Genomic DNA, 18,553 nt, shown 5'->3' with positions numbered 1-18,553 from the left:
GAGCAGGTATCAAACGAACAATTCTAGCAGGTCATTGAGATATCTGTGGCCCTTAATTGTTACCAACCATGAATCGCCCTGATCTGTCAGGAGCTTTTTTGCAATCGCCTGGTTAATGGCAGGCTCAATATCATTCAGCGACAAGCCGGTATAATCACAAAAGTCCTGCTTTTTGCACGGCGTGTGCAATCGAAAGCAGTTCATAAAGAACTCAAACGGACGATCCGACGGCGCTACCTGCCAGCTGTCGTATAAGTACGATTTAGTCAGATCCATATAACCACGCGGGTGTTTGACCTTAACGGTACGCAGGATCTGATTGCTGTCTGGTTGGGTTATTTTGCCATGTGCGCCACAGCCAATGCCCAGGTAATCGCCGAACTGCCAGTAATTCAGGTTGTGTCGGCACTGATAGTCTGTTTTGGCATAACCTGAGATTTCATATTGCTGATAACCGTGTTTGGCAAGCAGTGCCTGGCCTTGCTCCTGAATGTCCCACAAGATTTCGTCCTGAGGCAGTGTTGGAGGCTTAGAGGCAAACTGGGTGTTTGGCTCAATGGTGAGCTGATACCAGGACAGATGCGGCGGATTGAGATCAATCACCTGTTGCAGGTCGCTCAGTGCGTCTGCAACGGATTGGTCTGGCAGCCCGTGCATCAGGTCCATGTTAAAGCTATTAAGACCTGCGTCATGGGCTTCCTGAGCTGCATGGCGGGCTTCTTGCTCACCATGAATGCGCCCCAGAGCCTTAAGTTTATCTGCCTGTAGACTCTGCACGCCGATGGAAATCCGGTTGATCCCCGCTGCGACATAGTGCTTAAACCGATCGGTTTCCACGGTCCCCGGATTGGCTTCCAGGGTGATTTCTATGTCTTCAGCAAAGCCAACCAGGGTTTCAATTTCGCCCAGCAGTTGCGTGTAAGCCGCGCCACTGAGCAAGCTGGGCGTGCCGCCACCAATAAAAATACTATGCAGTTTACGACCCTGTACCAGGTGCAAATCTGCGCGCAAGTCTGCGAGCAGGTGCTGAATGTATTCCTGCTCGGGGATCTCGCCCTTTTGACCATGACTGTTAAAGTCGCAGTAAGGGCATTTTTGCACGCACCAGGGGACGTGAATGTACAAACTTAATGGAGGGAGTTTCACAGCTGGCCTTTAAAATGTGCCAGCAGTTGCTGTAATGCCTGACCACGATGGCTGAGGGCATTTTTCTGCGCTTTGCTCAGTTGTGCTGAAGTGCACTGGTCGCTTTCAACCCAGAATACCGGGTCATAACCAAAGCCCTGCAAGCCTTGTTGATCTTCGGTAATACGTCCTTCCCAGCTGGCCTGACAAATAACAGGAGTAGGGTCGTCGGCGTGGCGCATATAAACCAAAACGCACCAAAAACGTGCCGTGCGCTGCGTTTCACCAGTCATCGCATCAAGCAGTTTGTCGATATTATCCTGATCGCTGGCATCTGCACCGGCAAAACGGGCAGAGTAGACGCCCGGTGCGCCCTTAAGCGCGTCAACCTCCAGGCCTGAGTCGTCCGCAATCGCCGGTAAACCTGTGATTTTCGCCGCGTGGCGCGCCTTGATAATGGCGTTTTCTACAAAAGTAGTGCCTGTTTCAGCCACTTCACCAACATTAAACTGGCTTTGTGGCAGGACTTCGATATTCAGGTCTTTAAGCATACTGCCAAGTTCGGCCACTTTGCCCTGGTTGCCGGTGGCAAGAACAATTTGTCTGGTCATATTAATCTACATAAAATTTTTGCTGAAATTTAAGCACGTGTCGGGTATTACCCTGGCGGATGGTCACTTCGAAACGGTAGGTGTCTTCATGATCTACGTCCATTTGCGCCAGGTAATACACCGCGTCACCCTCAACCACTTCTTTAAACGTTAAGTTGGTTTTGGTGCCGATAAGGCTGCGCGCATGTCCGCTTAATGTTGCGCGCTGTGCGGTGTTGCTGGCATCGTCTGCCAGCACAGAAATATTGATGATGGCTTTGCTATTGCTGCGCGTTAAACCATAGGCGCTGGCAATGTTGGGTTGAATAAAGGTCGACGGAAAGGCGATGTAATGCACCTGCCAGTCGCCCAGTTGCTTATACTGACCACCCTGCGGATTATTGGCATGTGCAGGCTGAGTGAACATCAGCACCGCCAGCAAAGACATCAGTGAGAATAACGTTTTCATTATGACTACTCCAAAGACTTAACGTAGCAGGTCCATCACCAGGATCTGCAAAAACTGCATGCCGATCAGCACGACTAGGATCGACAGATCCAGCCCGCCCAGCGGTGGAATAATTTTACGAATAGGGCGCAGCATAGGTTCAGTAAGCTGATCAAAGACTGCAGCGATGGGGTTATAACCCTGCGCGACCCAGCTCAAAATGGCACGGATAATCAGGATCCAGAACACCAGCGAAAAGGCTTCTTTGACCACAGTCAGGGCACCAGAAATGGCCGCACCCATGGCATCCCAGTAGCCGCCAAACATCAGCATCAGTACCGACATTTTGGCAAAGCCGACCAGCAGCGCTAATACCAGCGACGCCAAGTCAAACCCGCCAAAGCCCGGAATGATTTTACGCAGTGGGTTCACCGCGAAAGAAGTCGCTTTGATCACGGCCTGGCTCAGCGGGTTATAAAAGTCTGCTTTGACCAGCTGTAGCCAAAAGCGCAATAGTACGACCATTAAAAACAGGTCAAAAATAATCCCTACCAAAAATTGCATGGCGTTCATTGTGTGTCCTCTAGATTTGTTGTTCCATTTCCTGTGCCCGGGCAATGCAGGCATCCATGGCATCAGCCACGGTTTGTGGTAACTGGTTGGCTTTTAAATGTTCAACGGCTGCGTGGGTCGTGCCGCCTTTAGAGGTGACGTTGGCACGCAACTGTGCAATGCTGATATCCTGCTGAGACAGCGCCATTTCAGCGGCACCAAGCGCGGTTTGTTGTACCAGCGCACGGGCCTGCTCAGGTGAAAAGCCCAGTGCAACGGCTTTTTCTTCAATCGCTTCCATAAATAAGAAAAAATACGCTGGCGAGGAGCCCGTGACGGCAATAACATCGTTAATTTGTGACTCTTCGTCCAGCCAGATGGCGATGCCGGTTGATGAAAAGACCTGTTCAATATAAGCCTTTTCTTCTTCACTGATGTCTGCGGCAAACAAGCCAGACACACCACGTCCAAGCAATGACGGTGTGTTGGGCATACAACGTACCAGTTTGACATCCTGTGCTAGCATCTCGCGTAAGCGTTTTACTGTGATACCTGCGGCAACAGACACAAACAGCTTATCGCTGATATCCAGCCCAGCATCGACAAAGGTCTGGCACAACTCGGCCATCATCTGTGGTTTAACAGACAGTACGATGACATCGGCTTGTTGCACCGCTTTGAGGTTATCCTGCTCGGTAAGGACCCCGAAGTCGGCGTGAGCCTTAGCCAGCTTTTCAGCGTTGCGATTGGTTGCAATGATACTTTGCGGGGCAAATCCGTTTTTGATCATGCCGCCGATGATGGCATAGCTCATATTACCTGTGCCGATAAATGCAATCGTTTTATTAGCCATTGGGATTGTGTCACCTTATTGTCGTTTGCCAAAAATGTCCGTGCCGATGCGTACCATGGTTGCACCACCCTGAATGGCCATTTCCAGATCGCCACTCATACCCATCGACAAGGTATCCAGCTGTTGATATTGAGCCTTTAGTCTATCAAAGCAAGCCTTCATTTGGCGAAAATATTCCAGCTGCTGGTGTGGATCATCGGTTTGTGCGGTGATTGTCATCAGTCCTCGTAGCTCCAATTGGCGCGCATCATCGATATAAGCGGCCAGTTCGTCCAGTTCACTCAGGGCGCAGCCAGACTTTTGCTCGTCATCACTGATATTGACCTGGATCAGGACCTTGAGCGGCATCAGGTTATTGGGCCTTTGCTCATTCAAGCGGCGTGCAATTTTCAGGCGGTCGACGCTTTGTACCCAGGAAAAATGCTCGGCAATCTGACGTGATTTATTCGACTGAATGGGGCCGATGAAATGCCATTCAATGTCTTTTTGCTGGTTAAAGTGGCGGACCTTGTCGACCGCTTCCTGAACATAAGACTCACCAAATAACCGCTGACCCGCAGCATAAGCTTGTTCGATGAGTTCGACAGGTTTGGTTTTAGACACCGCCAGCAATGCAACCTCCTGCTCGGTGGCATACTTTTGCTGTGCTTTTGCAATGCGATCATAGGCGTTGTTCAGCCGTTCTGCTATTGTAACCATATTATTATTTGCTCGTTGTGGAGTCTGAGATGGATATTACTGAATTATTGGCCTTTAGTGTGCAACACAAAGCATCGGATTTACACCTTTCATCGGGCGTTTCGCCGATGATCCGCGTTGATGGCGATGTGCGCCGGGTAAACATTCCTGCACTGGAAGCGAAGGACGTTAACAGCCTCGTTTACGATATTATGAATGATAACCAGCGCAAGGACTATGAGCAAAATCTTGAGGTAGATTTTTCTTTTGAAGTACCAAACCTGGCCCGTTTTCGTGTTAATGCGTTCAATGCCAGTCGCGGTCCTGCGGCGGTGTTTCGAACCATCCCCAGCTCAGTGCTGACGTTGGAAGACTTGGGCGCACCGGAGATTTTCCGCAAAATCTCCGATTGCCCGCGTGGCTTAGTGCTGGTGACAGGCCCAACCGGGTCGGGTAAATCCACCACCCTGGCGGCCATGGTGGATTACATTAACAGTAATAAGCACCACCATATTCTGACCATCGAAGATCCCATCGAATTTGTCCACGATAACAAGTTGAGCCTGATCAATCAGCGTGAAGTACATCGCGATACCCATAGCTTTAACGCCGCGCTGCGCAGTGCTCTGCGTGAAGATCCCGACGTGATCCTGGTCGGTGAGTTGCGCGATCTGGAAACCATTCGCCTGGCCATGACCGCAGCCGAAACCGGTCATTTGGTGTTTGGCACACTGCACACCACCTCAGCGCCTAAGACCATCGACCGTATTATTGACGTTTTCCCGGGTGAGGAAAAAGACATGGTGCGCTCTATGTTGTCTGAGTCTCTGCAGGCGGTTATTTCACAAACTCTGGTGAAAAAAGTCGGTGGCGGCCGGGTGGCAGCCCATGAGATCATGATGGGGATCCCGGCCATCCGTAACCTCATTCGCGAAGATAAAATCGCGCAAATGTACTCGTCGATTCAGACCGGTGCAATGCATGGTATGCAGACCATGGATCAGTGCCTCACTAACCTGGTTAACCGCGGTTTGATCACCAACCAGGATGCACAGGCGAAAGCCCATGATAAGAACCAGTTTGGCACCTCATATTAAGTCCGGGAGCGCATGATGGAACTTGTACACTACCTGCAAACGATGAAAGACAAAGGCGCATCGGACTTGTTTGTGTCTGCCGGTTTGCCCGTCAGTGCCAAAATTGATGGTGAGCTGCGGGCGCTGGACGATGAGGTGCTGGATGCTGAGGCATCACTGGCCATGGTCGAGTCGGCCATGAGTGAGAAACAAAAACAGCAGTTTCATGGTGAGAAAGAATGTAACTTTGCGGTGGCGAACGAGATTGGTCGCTTCCGGGTATCGGCGTTCTGGCAGCGAGACTGTGCGGGCATGGTGATCCGTCGTATCGTGACGGATATCCCGGAAGTCACTGACCTGGGCCTGCCCTCTGTGCTGACCGACGTGATCATGTCTAAGCGTGGTCTGGTGTTATTCGTCGGTGGTACGGGCACGGGTAAGTCAACGTCACTGGCGGCGTTACTGGGTTATCGTAATCGCAATCAGCGTGGCCATATTCTGACCATAGAAGATCCGATTGAATTTGTGCATCAGCATCGCAAGAGTATTATCACTCAGCGAGAAGTCGGGCTGGATACGGAAAGCTTTGAGTCGGCGCTGAAAAGCTCGCTGCGCCAGGCACCGGATGTGATCCTGATCGGTGAAATTCGCTCGCGCGAAACCATGGAATATGCACTGAGCTTTGCCGAAACCGGCCACCTGTGTGTGGCAACTTTGCACGCCAACAATGCCAACCAGGCCATAGACCGGATTATGCACCTGGTGCCGAAAGAAAAGCACGATAAGCTGAAATACGACTTGGCGCTCAACCTCAGAGCCATTGTGGCGCAGCAACTGGTACCCTCGGCCAAAGGGGAAGGGCGTGTGGCGGCCATTGAGGTGATGCTGAATTCTCCAATGGTGGCGGAGCTGATTAAAAAAGGCGACATCGGCTCGATTAAAGAAACTATGTCTAAGTCGAAAGAAATGGGCATGCAAACCTTTGATCAGGCGTTGTTTGATTTGTATAAACAGCAAAGGATCAACTATGCCGATGCGCTGCATCACGCTGACTCTCCAAACGATCTGCGTTTGATGATCAAACTGCAGAATAACGAGCAAAAAGGCGCAGGCTTTTTGCAAGGGGTGACCGTTGACGGCCTGGATGATAAAAAGCGTTAATCGGGCTCTGCACCGGGCGCTATTGTGCCTGTGCTGCCTGGTGGCAAGCCCCGCTGCGCTGGCGGCGGAGGCTGCTGCTGAGCAATCGGTCGGCCATGATGTGGTGGATATGTATATCCGCGATGATGTTTATGCCGACTATCTGCGTTTTTTGAATGGTCGTGAGCCACTCGAAGTCACTCAGTTCTCGGGCGATTATGTGCGCAGAGATGTGGTTGATATGGTGCTGGTGCAGCAAGCGCTGGCGCTGGGAGGCTTCAGAAAATCCTTTACCTACCGGCCTGGTAATATCAATTTTCGTCATTCGAACTTGCTCGAGCAGGGTAAACTGTTATTAAGTTTCGACAGTTACTGGTATGCAGATGCCAAAGCCAAGGCAGATAAACTGTTTATCAGTGATGCGGTGATCCGCCGTGGCGAGTATTTTGCCGGCATATTCTATGCCCCGGATAATCTGGCGGTTGCACGCATCACCGGGCTCAGTGAGTTACGCGAGCTGAGCGCTGTCTCTACCAGTCGCTGGCGCACGGACTGGCAAACCCTGGCTAGTCTGGGTCTCAAACATGTGATGAATGAACCGGTCTGGGCGTCGCAGGCGCAAATGGTCAATCGCCAGTGGGTCGACTTTATGCTGATGCCGCTCATGCCGAGTCTGAATAACGAATTCAGGCTGGATGAGATTGTGCTGGTCGCGCACCCGAATTTAGTGGTGCAGTTTGATGGCAGCCGCCACTTTGTGGTGTCGCGCCTGCATCCGGATGGAGAAAGGGCATTTAAGGCATTGCAAAGTGGCTTAAAGCAGCTCAGGGCGCGGGGGACGATCCGCCTCGCCTATGAGCAGGCCGGATTTATCCCCGATCTGAAACGCTACCGGGTGCTTAACCCCATTGCGCCTCAAAAAAACTCTCCAGAATAATAATGGCTGACATGCCATCGACCTTATCTTTGGCCAAAGAGCGATAGCCGCCTTGCTCAAACAAGCGGGCTTTGGCATCTGCTGTGGTGAGGCGTTCATCCTGAGTTTCGACTGGTAATCTGAATTGGTTGTGTAGCCGGTTGGCAAACTTTCTGGCGCGAAAGGTCAGGTCCTGATTTGTACCGTCCATGTTCAGTGGCAGGCCAACAACCAGCAGATCAGGTTGCCACTGTTCGATATAGGGGGCGATATCCTGCCAGTCGGGGATACCGTCGCGGGCTTTGACTGCGCCCAGACTGCTGGCTGTGCCAGTCATTTCCTGTCCTACGGCCAGGCCAATGCTGCGGGTGCCAAAATCAAAGCCAATGACCGTACGCTGGCCTGGGGCTGCTTTTTCGTTATTACTCATGCTGTGTTTCTCGTTAGAATACAGGCGGCCACCAACATGTGTCGTGGCGACGCGCTGTTAATGGGGTTGGTTGGCTCAGGCGTGGCCCGCCTCGGTGCTTAGTTGTCCTGCGTCTATACCAAGCATTTCTACCGCTTTTTCCCAGCGTTTTTCTGGTGGCGTATTAAAAATAATGGCCGGATCGGCTTCAATGATCAGCCAGGAGTTTTCCAGGATCTCTTTTTCCAGCTGCCCCTGCTCCCACCCGGAATAACCTAACGTAATGATAAAGGCGTCCGGACAATTGTGTGAGGTCAGTGACGCCAGTACATCTTTTGAGGTGGTGATCATAATGTCTGAGCTGAGCTCGCGGCTGGATGCGTAGCCGGGTTTGGGCGTGTGCAAGACAAAGCCGCGGTCGGTATGAACGGGCCCGCCGGCAAACACTGACTGGCTGGCAGCCGTGCTGGATTTATCGTTGTCTATTTCTATCTGGTCGAGCAGCTCACCCACAGTAACGTTAATGGGATGATTGACGACCAGGCCCATTGCGCCTTCTTCGTTATGCTCACAAATGTAGGTGACTGTGTGCTTAAAGAAGGGATCTTGCAAATTTGGCATGGCGACCAAAAAATGATTGGCGAGTGATTGCATAGCGAGACCCCCTTTTAGTTACTCTTTAGTATGGTCGAGTTTTGCCGCAATGGCATCAAAAAACTTGTCCATAATCGAAATATCATAGGCCGCTTCGATTTCTTTCACACAGGTTGGTGCTGTGACATTAATCTCGGTGAGCTTGTCTCCTATGATGTCCAGGCCCACAAAGATCAGCCCTTTTTCTTTTAAAACCGGCGCAACAGCTTCGGCAATTTTACGGTCACTGTCGCTGATTGGGCGCGCTTCACCACGGCCACCTGCGGCCAGGTTACCGCGTGTTTCGCCCCCTTGTGGAATGCGTGCCAGACAGTAAGGCATAACCTCGCCATCGACCACCAGTACGCGCTTGTCGCCGTCTTTAATGGCAGGCACGTAGTTTTGTGCCATGGCAAAGCGGCTGCCATGTTCGGTGAGGGTTTCGCAGATCACGCCAATATTAGGGTCGTCCTGAGTCACCCGGAAAATCGAGGCGCCACCCATACCGTCCAGCGGCTTGAGGATGATGTCGCCATGCTTGGCCAGAAACTCACGGATCTGCGCACTTGAGCGCGTCACTAAGGTATCCGGCGTGTGCTCGCTAAACCAGGCCGTAAACAGTTTTTCGTTGGCATCACGTAAGCTTTGCGGCTTGTTGATCACCAAAGTGCCGGCTTGCTCAGCGCGCTCCAGAATGTAAGTCGCGTAAATGTACTCAGTATCAAACGGCGGATCTTTGCGCATCAGGATCACATCCAGCTCGCTCAGTGCAATGTCGTCTTTGTCGGCCAGCTCATACCAGTGATTTTCATCGTCAAACACGGTTGCCTTGGCGGCGGTGGCCCGGGCTTCACCTTGGTATAAATACAAGTCCTGCATTTCCATGTAGTAAAGCTCATAACCACGTGCCTGCGCTGCCAGCATCATGGCGAAGCCAGTATCTTTTTTGATATTAAAGCCACTGATTGGATCTGAGATGATCCCGAGTTTCGCTGCCATTGGGGTAACCTTATGTAAAGTGAATCAATTCAACTGCTAAGTGTCTGCTTAGGATATAAGGGCGAAACTGGCTTTTTAAAGGGCCAGATCGCCAAACTCAAGCTGCAATGCACTGAGTACGGTCAGGGCAGCGGTTTCTGTGCGTAATACGCGCGGGCCGAGGCGAATATCAACAAACCCCTGCTGTTTGGTGGCGGCCATTTCTTCATCGGTAAACCCCCCTTCAGGGCCCACCAGGAAACGTACGCCGTGCTCAGGCTTTGGCAGGGTTTTAATTGAGTGCTCTGCTCTGGGGTGCAGAGTCAGCTTAAGTGCTTCACTGCTTTGCACCAGCCACTCATCGAGTGAAATCGGCGGGTGGATAGTCGTAATGGTGTTGCGGCCAGACTGCTCAGCGGCCGCAATGGCGATTTTTTGCCATTGCTGATGTTTTTTTGCCAGTCGCTCACCACTGAGCTTAACGCCACAGCGAGTGGTGAATAGCGGCGTGATCTCAGTGATCCCAAGCTCTACGGACTTTTGAATGGTAAAGTCCATCTTGTCGCCTCGCGAGATCCCCTGACCAAGGTGAATGGACAGCGGCGATTCAACCTGTTTATCAATAAACTGCTCAGGGATGACCTGAACTTTCTTTTTACTGACGGCACTGATGGTGGCCAGATACTCGCCGCCCTGGCCATTAAACAGGCTGAGCTTATCTCCTTCACCCATACGCAGCACACGGGCAACATGGCCGGCAGCATCATCGCCAAGGTCGATAGCGTCGCCAATAACAAGGTCAGAAGGCTGGTAAATATGAGGTATGCGCATGGTGGACTATTCCGCTGTTAAATAGCCGTAATGGTAAGGGCTTATGTACAGCGAGTCCAGCACCTATTCGGCTTTGTCGGTGTGATGTTGGGCGAAGTCGAGGACAGAATCTTGCGTGGTTGCAGAGACGGTAGAGTGGCAGGTCAGGTGGTTGTTGTTAAAGGGATCTCGTAGCGGATGATAGACGTATCCCCGCTCACTTTGTTCAACGGTGATACGCTGGCGGTGCAGCGAGTTAAAAATAAACCGCTGAGCTTCGTCGGCCAGATGATAGTCGAGCGCGTAAATCAGCACGCCTTTCACTTTGTGATGTTCATGCAGGTAGGAAGCCAGCTCCGAGACGCTGATTTCATTGGCAAAATCGCAGTAACAGTAGTCTTTAACCTGCTCCTGAAACATCATTTTCAGCATCTGCTTGGTGTTGTCACCGGCTATTAATAACTCACTGGGCACATCAGGGCGTTGCGCCTTGAGGTGCGCAGCGAACTCTCTGCTGAACTCCCAGTTGCTGTCGACCAGCAAAAAGTTTTCTAGGTTTAAACGCACTAACAGACCTGGTTACATTGAGAACATGTTAATAAGTAAATAGCCTATTGCGCAGAAAACAGCAAACTCCAGACAGGCAATACCGATATTATCCTGATGGTCAACTTCCAGTCCAATGTCCACTCTGGGCAACGCCAGCTGGAGTAGTAAATGGCTGATCCCGTACAGCAGCAGCCACATCACGCCGCAGTGCATCACAATCACAAAGAGGTTTTCGACGACCTTGGCACCATGATAGGGCGCACTGTGCAGGCCCGCATAAATGGCCAGTGCCAGGCCAATACTTTTACCGGCATAGCGGATCCCGATGGAGGTGTTGGCCAGATTAAAGTTCTGCTGTAACGACGCGCCCTGGTTGTAACGGGCAAAGCGCCATTCACGAATTTTACTGTCCAGTGCGCACATTAACTGCACCACCAAAAAGCTGAGTGTCACAACCAGTAAGTTGCCAAAGCCCTGCGGGTGGATCCAGTGATACAGCCCCAGTACCAAAATGGTGTTGCCGATCAGCATGCCCGAGTCAACCACGGCGGCGCAGACATTTTGCTTCAAAATCGCTTGCTCCTCGTTGAACTGAGAGAGGATCCATTTACGATGAATATGCTGACCAAAATAGATATACACCAGGATCAGCAGCAGAATAATGCCGCTGCGCAGCGACTCGGCCTGTAACACCATCATGCCGGTGTCATTTAACACATACGCACAGCAGATCACAACCACGGCCAGATGTGTGGCGTAGCTGATCCCCAGTGCAAAGTTATCCCGCTTGGCCAGTTCATCCTGCAACATTTGTCGGGCGCTGAACTGAACGTATAAACGCAGAGCGATGGTGAACACGCAGATCACAACAAAACTCACTAAGATGGCGAAAAAGTTGATATTGGCTAAAGACAAATAACTCATGCTAAGTGTAAGGTGATGGCAATTACGTTTACTATAACACCGCTTTTTGCAATTGCACTGGAGATTTTTCTATGGATTTCGGTGGCTTGCCCCAGGCACTCGGGCAGCTGGCAGAGCAACGCTGTCAGGCACTGTTTGCCCAACACACAACTAATCCGGCCGTACTCAGACTGCTGGGATTGAGTGATTTTGCGTATCGTATTTTGCAGCGTCATCCACACTGGATTGATTGGCTGCTGGACAGCGAACAGATGCAACAAAGAACTTGTCCGGCACCGCTGACACAGCCGCTCTCGGAGCTGGATGAAGCGAGTTGCTTCAGGCAGCTGCGTGAGTATCGTCAGCGTTACTGGCTCAAGCTAATGTGGCTTGACTTGGTCGAGGGCAATCCGATTGCCGACAGCATCGCTTATCAGTCGCGTCTCAGTGAAGTGCTGATTGACTGGGCCAATCGCTGGGCACACGCCTGTGTGGCCAAAAGTAATGGTCAGGTCTGTGATGAACATCAGACGCCAGTGCCTATGCTGGTGTTGGGCATGGGTAAGCTGGGCGGCGGCGAGCTGAACTTTTCCTCGGACATCGACCTTATCTTTACCTATCCGTTTGCCAAACCCACCGAAGGCGGGCGGCGCAGCATAGAAGCGCAGGTGTTTTACACTAAGGTGGCACAAAAGCTCATTGCTGCGCTCGACCAGTGTACTGCCGATGGTCAGGTGTTTCGTGTTGATATGCGCCTGCGCCCCTTTGGCGACAGCGGCCCGCTGGTGATGAGTTTTGCCGCGATGGAAGATTATTATCAGGATCAGGGCCGGGAGTGGGAGCGTTATGCCATGCTGAAGGCGCGTCTGCTTGGAGAGGAAAATCGCTACTGGGATGAGTTTAAAACCTTGATCCGCCCCTTTGTGTTTCGCCGTTATATCGATTTTTCTGTGATTGAATCGCTGCGGAAAATGAAACATATGATCGCGCAGGAAGTCAGGCGCAAAGGGCTGACCAATAACATCAAGCTGGGCGCCGGCGGGATCCGCGAAGTCGAATTTATTGTCCAGGCATTGCAGATGATCCGCGGCGGCCGCGAGCCGGAATTGCAAACACCGTCGTTACTGTCGGCTTTAGCACAGTTGCAAAACTTGTCTTTGATCCCCGCAGAAGTCGGCGAGGTGTTGTCTATGCAATACCTGTTACTGCGCCGAACCGAGCAGTATTTACAGGCGTTTGACGACTGTCAGACGCAAACCCTGCCAGAGGATGAGCTGGGGCAGCAACGCCTGAGCGTGTTGCTGGAATGCGCCAACTACAGTGAAGTGCTGGCTTTGTTAGAGCAGGCGCAAAAGGCTGTACGGGCTGAATTTACTCAGGTGATAGGTGAAGAGCCCGAGCTGGGCGAGGCGCTGGCACCAGAATACGTCTCTGCCTGGGAGCAGCGTGATATCAGTTATCTGGAATCTCCGCTGCCAGAGGCCGTCAGTGCTGCCTGGCAGCAGTCTCTTGATGCGTTCCATCTGGGGTTGAGTAAAACCCAGATGGGCACGCGCGGCAGAGATGTACTGGACAAACTGATGCCAGCTTTGCTGAGTGAAATTACCCGTGCACCGGGCGCTGAAATTCTCGAGCGGGTGCTAAAAGTGATCCTGAAAATTGCCTCGCGCACCGCTTATCTCGAATTATTATTTGAAAATCGGGGAGCGCTGCAACAACTGATCAAGTTGTGTGCGCACAGTGTCTGGATTGCAGAGCAGGTGGCCCGTTACCCTATCTTGCTGGATGAGCTGATCGACCCTGCGGTGCTGTATCGGCCACTGCCACTGAGTGCCTATTACAGCGAAGTACAACAGTATTTCTTGCGTATCGACAGCGAAGACCTGGAGCTACAGATGGAAGCGCTACGCCAGTTTAAGCAAACGCAGGCACTGCGCATTGCCGCAGCGGATGCCACCGGCGTGCTGGATATTATGAAAGTAAGCGACCACCTGACCGCACTGGCCGAAGCCATTATTGCTAAAGCCGTCGACATTGCCTGGCAGCAAATGGTGAGCCGCTACGGGGCACCTGAGGGGGCCGATGCCGAGCATAAAGGCTTTGCCGTGGTGGCGTATGGTAAAGCGGGTGGGCTGGAGCTAGGCTATAACTCAGATCTTGATTTGGTATTTGTTCACAACCGCGATGGTAACAGTGTTACCACCGGGGAGAAGTCGATTTCATCCCGCCAGTTTTACCTGAAGCTGGCACAACGGCTGATGCATCTGTTTAACACCCGTACCAACTCCGGCATTTTGTACGAGCTGGATACCCGATTGCGACCGGAAGGCAATTCTGGGCTGCTGGCCATTAATATCGAAAGTTTTTACCAATATCAGCAGCAGCAGGCCTGGACCTGGGAGCATCAGGCATTGGTGCGCTCGCGCATGGTACTGGGAGAACCTGACCTGGTAGCGCGCTTTAATGATATTCGCCACGAGATACTCAGCCTGCGCCGTGACAGCACTGAGCTGTGTAAAGACATTGTGGCAATGCGCCAGAAGATGCGCGGGCACCTGGATCAGAGCAACGAGGTGGAGTTTGATTTAAAACAGGGCGTGGGCGGGATGACAGATATTGAGTTTATTGCCCAGTATCTGGTGCTTAACTATGCCCTGGCTCACCCAGAACTGGTGCGCTTTCCCGACAATATTCGGATCTTCGAAATGGCCCATCACGCCGGTGTGATAGACAACGCCACTCAGGCGGCGCTGACCGAGGCATATTGCGAGTTCCGCGACCGTTATCATTTGCACAGTCTTAATGCAGGCGGGCGCTGTGTGGCAATGCATGAGGTGGCAGAACTGGTGAATTCAGTGAAAGTCGCCTGGCAAAATTTACTGGGTTAACAGTATCGGAGCAAGGTGACTTGCTCCGGCTGACGCTATTACTTGGTCAGGCGTCGACAGTTTTCACGGACAAAACGCGAAGGTTTTTGGGTGATGACTGCAGCGCGCTGGCGATGACAAAAGAAGGTGTAGACCTCGAATTCAAAGTCATCATTAATGGCGGTGCCAACCTGATACAAGGTAGATACAAAGTTAGTGTCGACACGGAAGTTGTGTTTCACCACATAATCTTTGTCCAGATACCAGAACAGCTCGACGTCTTCTTGCTTGGCATAGTTAGTCAGTACACCACGCAGGGTCTCGCCGCTGTCAAAGCGCCGAGGTTGGATCTCTCCGGTCCAGCGCTGCGGTGCGGGTTTGACCACCAGGCCGCGTTGTGCGATGGCATCGTCCAGGGGGTAAGTGGGCTTGCCCAGATCCAGGACGTATTTTTCTCGCTCGGTGTTACGCTCTGTATAATTACGTTTAAACCCTTCGTAAAATTGGGTAAACCCGCGAGCGGCGGCATTGGTGGTATCACGAAACTCCATCGACGGAATGTTGCCATACAAAAAGTAATATGCGGCCCACACCAACAACACACCTAAAGATAAGTGCTTGGCCCAGAACCACAGGTTTGATAAGCGTTTTGAACGTTTTTTAGCCATACTGTCACGACACACTTTATACTAACGATTGCTAATTCTACTTGTAATACGATGGCGCGTGCTCATCCGGACGTGTTTTAAAGCGCCGGTGCAACCACATATACTGTTCCGGGGCCTGCTCAATGGCTTGCTCCATACGCTGATTGACCCGGGTGACATCGCTACGCGGATCGTCACTCGGGAAGTCTGCCAGCGCCGGTTGGATCTCAATATGGTATTTACCACGGGCATCCCGGACGCCATGTAAGCTTAATGTCTCACAATTTTTGCTTCCTGCAAAGAGCAGCGTACCGGTTGTAGAGGCAGCGTCGGGCACCGCAAAGAAAGGCACAAATTCGCAGCGGTTGCGGCCATAGTCCTGATCGGGCAGGTAATAGCAGAGTTTTTTGTTCTTCAATGCCTGTAACAAGCCTTTGACATCGCGTTTGCCAATCAGATACTCATTGGAGCGCAACCGGCCTTTGGTCATAAAATATTCCATCAGCGGGTTGTTATGCGGGCGATAAAACCCGATCCCCATTTGTTCAGTACCCAGTACGCGACTTAGCATTTCCAGGTGCAGCATGTGGGGCACCAGTAAAAGTACGCCTTTGCCATTGGCCTGCGCCTGTTCAATGTGCTCTATCCCTTTAACTGAGCCGACAACCCGGTTCAGGCGCCACTGAGGCCACCACCAGGCCATAGAGGTTTCGAAGGTAGCGATGCCGGTATTTTCCATGTTTTTTAACACCATATCGGCACGTTGCTGTGCGTCCATGTCGGGAAAACACAAGCGTAAATTGACCTCAGCAATGTGGCGGCGCTTTTTTAACAGGCGGTGCACCAGGCGGCCGAGCATTTTCCCCAGCCACAGCTGAATACCTTGTGGCAGCCAGGACAGGGCATACAGAAAAAATACACTCAGCCAGGTTGGCCAGAATTTTGGGGCTAAAAATGCCAGCTTAAAGGTGGGGTTGTTAACCAAAGGTGCGCTCTCGTTCAAACTTCAAAGGGTTAGTTTAGCGATATCGGCTGAGCAGCTCAAGAGAGCGATGATGAGTGCAGACCTGGTGCGACCTATCTGCCGGGGTAAATTACAGGCAGAAAAAAACCGGTTTGCACCGGTTTTTTGTTCGAGCGAAATTGGGGTTAACCTGCGACCAGGCCTTTGTTGATGGCCTCCAGGTCGCTGCGGCTTAGTGTACCCGCTGCTTGTTTCAGCTTCAGTGTTGATAACACATACTGATAACGCAGGTCAGCCAGGTTACGCTTAGCACTGTAGAGGTTTTGGGTGCTTATTAGTACGTCAACAATGGTACGAGTACCCACTTCAAAGCCTGCTTCTGTTGCCTGTAGGGCGCTTTCTGCTGAAACAACCGCTTGCTCCAGTGCGCGGTAAGTTGCCACGTCAGACATCACCTGGTTATAAGAGGTGATCACCGAGCGGGTAACGTTACGCATAGACGCTTCTAAGTCTTCGCTGGCGGCAACATAAAGAGCGCGTGCTTGGTCGGTTGCTGCAACCGTTTTACCACCTGAATAGATAGGCACATTGAGTGACAGGCCGATGCTGGTGCCATCGGTACGAGGCGACAATTCTGCGCCTTCAGTGTTACCCAAAGAATCAGAATACGACGCTTGTAAACTCAGCGTTGGATAGTGCCCTGCCTGTGCCAGGTCAATCTGGTCTTGTGCAATGTCCAGCGCAGATTTAGCGACCTGTAGCGACAGGTTTTTCTCTTTCGCTAAGGTGATAAAGTCGTTGGACTGTCTGCTCGGCTTCACGGTTGAGAAGCTGTCGGTGTTGAGCTTATCCAGTTTGGCATGGTACTTACCTGTGATGGTACGCAGGGTTTCACGGGCCGTCTCAACGTTGTTCTGTGCCACAATTTCGTTGGCCACAGATTGGTCAAACTGCGCCTGAGCTTCGTGTACGTCTGTGATGGCGGTCAGGCCCACTTCGTAGCGCTGCTTGGTTTGCTCCAGCTGACGCTCGATAGCGCGTTTTTCTGCCTGCACAAACTCCAGGTTGTCCAGGGCACTTAGTACATCAAAGTAGCCTTGTGCAACACGAACAATCAGGTCTTGCTGCTGCTGCTCATAGCTGGTCAGCGCCTGCATCGCTTGTTTCTCGGCGATGGTCAGGTTTTGCCAGGTCGCCATGCTAAAAATAGTCTGGTTCAGTGTGATACTGCGAGACAGTGAATCGCTCCAGGTATCAACAACAGTGTAGCCTGATGCATCGTTCTGACCGGGTAATGTAGACTCACCGTCGTTATCGGTGTAGCTCATTGAAAAACCCAATGAAGGCAATAGATCGCCTAATGCAGAATCCTGGGCATACTTTTGTGCGTCAGCCTGGGCCTTAGCTTTTAATACCGTTGGGTCGTTTGCGGTGGCAATTTCGTACACTTGCAACAGATCTTCTGCCTGTGAGGCTGTGCTGGACAGGGCGCAGGCAACACCGATAAACAGAGATAGAATGCTTTTTTTCATTTTTTGCTCAGTCCTTAGACAATTTTTATTGTCGGCATGTTACCTTGTTTTCGTCAATTCCCATATAAGGAAAGGGGTAAATCAATCAGAACAAGTGTAACAGAATATAAAACTGTGCCACCTGACGCTTGAGGCAGGTAACGAGCAGTAAAATAAGATAAAATTCGAGAACACTTATGATGGGGGTTTAGGGTTAAAAATTAAACCCCGATCGCGAAAAAAATGAGATGAACTATGAAACCGGTTGCACAATTTAATCATCAGGACGTGGTGTTAGATGAGCCTGAACGCTGCTATAACAAATTCTTTAAGATTGACTTGTATCGCTTTAAACATGCGCTGTTTGCCGGTGGTCAGTCGCAGACTATCCAGCGTGAGATTTTAGAGCGCGGCCATGCTGTGGCTGTATTGCCTTACGACCCTGCCACCGATCAGGTTTTACTGATTGAGCAGATCCGTATCGGGGCGCTGGCAACCAAAGATTCGCCCTGGTTGCTGGAGTGCATTGCAGGTATGGCTGAGGGTAGCGAGGATTACGAAGGGGTGGTGCGCAAAGAAGCGATGGAAGAGGCCGGTCTGGCACTGGATGAGTTGCATTACATGACGTCGTATTTATCCAGCCCGGGCGGCTCAACGGAGCGTTTATACCTTTACCTTGCTAAAGCCGATCTGAGCCAGGCGGGAGGGATCTATGGTTTGCCCGAAGAAGGCGAAGACATTAAAGTACATGTAATGCCGTTTCGCGATGCCTTGGCGCGGCTCGAAAATGAGGAAATTGATAACGCTGCGACGGTGATTAGTCTACAATGGTTGGCGTTACACAAAGCCAAAATGCTGGCGCAGTGGCACGCTCAGCCGATTTAAAGTGAGGTTGTTTTACACC

The 18,553-nt window shown here is 51.5% G+C and carries 20 protein-coding genes; 5 read left to right on the top strand and 15 right to left on the bottom strand.

Annotated elements, in window-relative coordinates; translation table 11 throughout:
• Positions 1-9: 9 nt before the first annotated feature.
• Genes hemW through TW77_RS00810 form a run of 6 tightly spaced genes read right to left on the bottom strand, consistent with a single transcriptional unit; the run spans position 10 to position 4,267 of the window.
• The gene (gene hemW, locus TW77_RS00835) at positions 10-1,146 is read right to left on the bottom strand and encodes a radical SAM family heme chaperone HemW (protein ID WP_046003064.1); all 1,137 of its coding nucleotides are present in this window, start codon (positions 1,144-1,146) and stop codon (positions 10-12) included.
• A complete protein-coding gene (gene rdgB / locus TW77_RS00830) occupies positions 1,143-1,736 on the bottom strand; it encodes an RdgB/HAM1 family non-canonical purine NTP pyrophosphatase (RefSeq protein ID WP_046003063.1) in 594 nt (197 codons plus the stop codon). Before rdgB ends, hemW begins: the two co-directional genes overlap by 4 nt.
• Position 1,737: 1 nt before the next feature.
• Entirely contained in the window at positions 1,738-2,184 is a 447-nt protein-coding gene (locus tag TW77_RS00825; RefSeq protein WP_046003062.1) for a DUF4426 domain-containing protein, read from the bottom strand.
• 18 nt (positions 2,185-2,202) lie between these two features.
• Positions 2,203-2,736: a YggT family protein gene (locus TW77_RS00820; RefSeq protein WP_046003061.1), complete on the bottom strand. Its 534-nt coding sequence runs from the start codon at positions 2,734-2,736 to the stop codon at positions 2,203-2,205.
• Positions 2,737-2,746: 10 nt separating this feature from the next.
• Positions 2,747-3,568 carry a pyrroline-5-carboxylate reductase gene (gene proC / locus TW77_RS00815; protein WP_046003060.1) on the bottom strand — a complete coding sequence of 274 codons (822 nt, stop codon included), beginning with the start codon at positions 3,566-3,568 and terminating at the stop codon, positions 2,747-2,749.
• A 15-nt stretch (positions 3,569-3,583) separates the two neighbouring features.
• Positions 3,584-4,267 carry a YggS family pyridoxal phosphate-dependent enzyme gene (locus tag TW77_RS00810; RefSeq protein WP_046003059.1) on the bottom strand — a complete coding sequence of 228 codons (684 nt, stop codon included), beginning with the start codon at positions 4,265-4,267 and terminating at the stop codon, positions 3,584-3,586.
• A 29-nt stretch (positions 4,268-4,296) separates the two neighbouring features.
• On the opposite strand from TW77_RS00810, the gene TW77_RS00805 reads away from it, so the two are divergent.
• From TW77_RS00805 to TW77_RS00795, 3 genes are read left to right on the top strand one after another with little or no spacing between them, the layout of a single operon-like run.
• Positions 4,297-5,343, top strand: coding sequence for a type IV pilus twitching motility protein PilT (locus TW77_RS00805; protein WP_046003058.1), 1,047 nt, complete (start codon positions 4,297-4,299; stop codon positions 5,341-5,343).
• Between the two features lie 15 nt (positions 5,344-5,358).
• The gene (locus TW77_RS00800) at positions 5,359-6,483 is read left to right on the top strand and encodes a PilT/PilU family type 4a pilus ATPase (protein WP_046003057.1); all 1,125 of its coding nucleotides are present in this window, start codon (positions 5,359-5,361) and stop codon (positions 6,481-6,483) included.
• Positions 6,467-7,399 carry a hypothetical protein gene (locus tag TW77_RS00795; protein WP_240479438.1) on the top strand — a complete coding sequence of 311 codons (933 nt, stop codon included), beginning with the start codon at positions 6,467-6,469 and terminating at the stop codon, positions 7,397-7,399. The genes TW77_RS00800 and TW77_RS00795 overlap by 17 nt, the downstream gene beginning before the upstream one ends.
• On the opposite strand, the gene ruvX is transcribed toward TW77_RS00795, so the two are convergent.
• The 6 genes from ruvX to TW77_RS00765 all read right to left on the bottom strand — a co-directional run bounded on the left by ruvX (position 7,362) and on the right by TW77_RS00765 (position 11,681).
• Complete coding sequence (gene ruvX, locus TW77_RS00790) at positions 7,362-7,808, bottom strand: Holliday junction resolvase RuvX (protein WP_046003056.1); 447 nt, start codon at positions 7,806-7,808, stop codon at positions 7,362-7,364. The two genes, TW77_RS00795 and ruvX, sit on opposite strands and share 38 nt — an antisense overlap.
• A gap of 75 nt (positions 7,809-7,883) precedes the next feature.
• Entirely contained in the window at positions 7,884-8,441 is a 558-nt protein-coding gene (locus TW77_RS00785) for a YqgE/AlgH family protein (RefSeq protein WP_046003055.1), read from the bottom strand.
• Positions 8,442-8,459: 18 nt separating this feature from the next.
• Positions 8,460-9,419, bottom strand: coding sequence for a glutathione synthase (gene gshB, locus TW77_RS00780; protein WP_046003054.1), 960 nt, complete (start codon positions 9,417-9,419; stop codon positions 8,460-8,462).
• 75 nt (positions 9,420-9,494) lie between these two features.
• On the bottom strand, positions 9,495-10,229 hold the full coding sequence (gene rsmE, locus TW77_RS00775; protein ID WP_046003053.1) for a 16S rRNA (uracil(1498)-N(3))-methyltransferase: 735 nt from the start codon (positions 10,227-10,229) through the stop codon (positions 9,495-9,497).
• Positions 10,230-10,292: 63 nt separating this feature from the next.
• Entirely contained in the window at positions 10,293-10,775 is a 483-nt protein-coding gene (locus tag TW77_RS00770; RefSeq protein WP_046003052.1) for a hypothetical protein, read from the bottom strand.
• A 12-nt stretch (positions 10,776-10,787) separates the two neighbouring features.
• A complete protein-coding gene (locus TW77_RS00765; protein ID WP_046003051.1) occupies positions 10,788-11,681 on the bottom strand; it encodes a hypothetical protein in 894 nt (297 codons plus the stop codon).
• Positions 11,682-11,752: 71 nt separating this feature from the next.
• Here TW77_RS00765 and glnE point away from each other — a divergent pair, with 71 nt between their 5' ends.
• Positions 11,753-14,548 carry a bifunctional [glutamate--ammonia ligase]-adenylyl-L-tyrosine phosphorylase/[glutamate--ammonia-ligase] adenylyltransferase gene (glnE, locus tag TW77_RS00760; protein ID WP_046003050.1) on the top strand — a complete coding sequence of 932 codons (2,796 nt, stop codon included), beginning with the start codon at positions 11,753-11,755 and terminating at the stop codon, positions 14,546-14,548.
• 38 nt (positions 14,549-14,586) lie between these two features.
• Here the strand turns inward: glnE and TW77_RS00755 are convergent, their stop codons facing one another.
• From TW77_RS00755 to tolC, 3 genes are all read right to left on the bottom strand, one after another.
• Positions 14,587-15,195, bottom strand: a complete 609-nt coding sequence (locus TW77_RS00755; RefSeq protein WP_046003049.1) for a TcpQ domain-containing protein — start codon at positions 15,193-15,195, stop codon at positions 14,587-14,589.
• Positions 15,196-15,232: 37 nt separating this feature from the next.
• Positions 15,233-16,159, bottom strand: a complete 927-nt coding sequence (gene lpxL, locus TW77_RS00750; RefSeq protein WP_046003048.1) for an LpxL/LpxP family Kdo(2)-lipid IV(A) lauroyl/palmitoleoyl acyltransferase — start codon at positions 16,157-16,159, stop codon at positions 15,233-15,235.
• A 164-nt stretch (positions 16,160-16,323) separates the two neighbouring features.
• Positions 16,324-17,670, bottom strand: a complete 1,347-nt coding sequence (gene tolC / locus TW77_RS00745) for an outer membrane channel protein TolC (protein WP_046003047.1) — start codon at positions 17,668-17,670, stop codon at positions 16,324-16,326.
• A gap of 234 nt (positions 17,671-17,904) precedes the next feature.
• On the opposite strand from tolC, the gene TW77_RS00740 reads away from it, so the two are divergent.
• A complete protein-coding gene (locus TW77_RS00740) occupies positions 17,905-18,534 on the top strand; it encodes an NUDIX domain-containing protein (RefSeq protein ID WP_046003046.1) in 630 nt (209 codons plus the stop codon).
• Positions 18,535-18,553 lie beyond the last annotated feature (19 nt).

The sequence above is a fragment of the Pseudoalteromonas rubra genome (genome assembly GCF_000967655.1).
In the GTDB taxonomy this organism is placed as follows: Bacteria; Pseudomonadota; Gammaproteobacteria; order Enterobacterales; family Alteromonadaceae; genus Pseudoalteromonas; species Pseudoalteromonas rubra_A.
The sequence above is the reverse complement of the archived record's forward strand: the minus strand, read 5'-3'. Positions and strand labels throughout refer to the sequence as shown.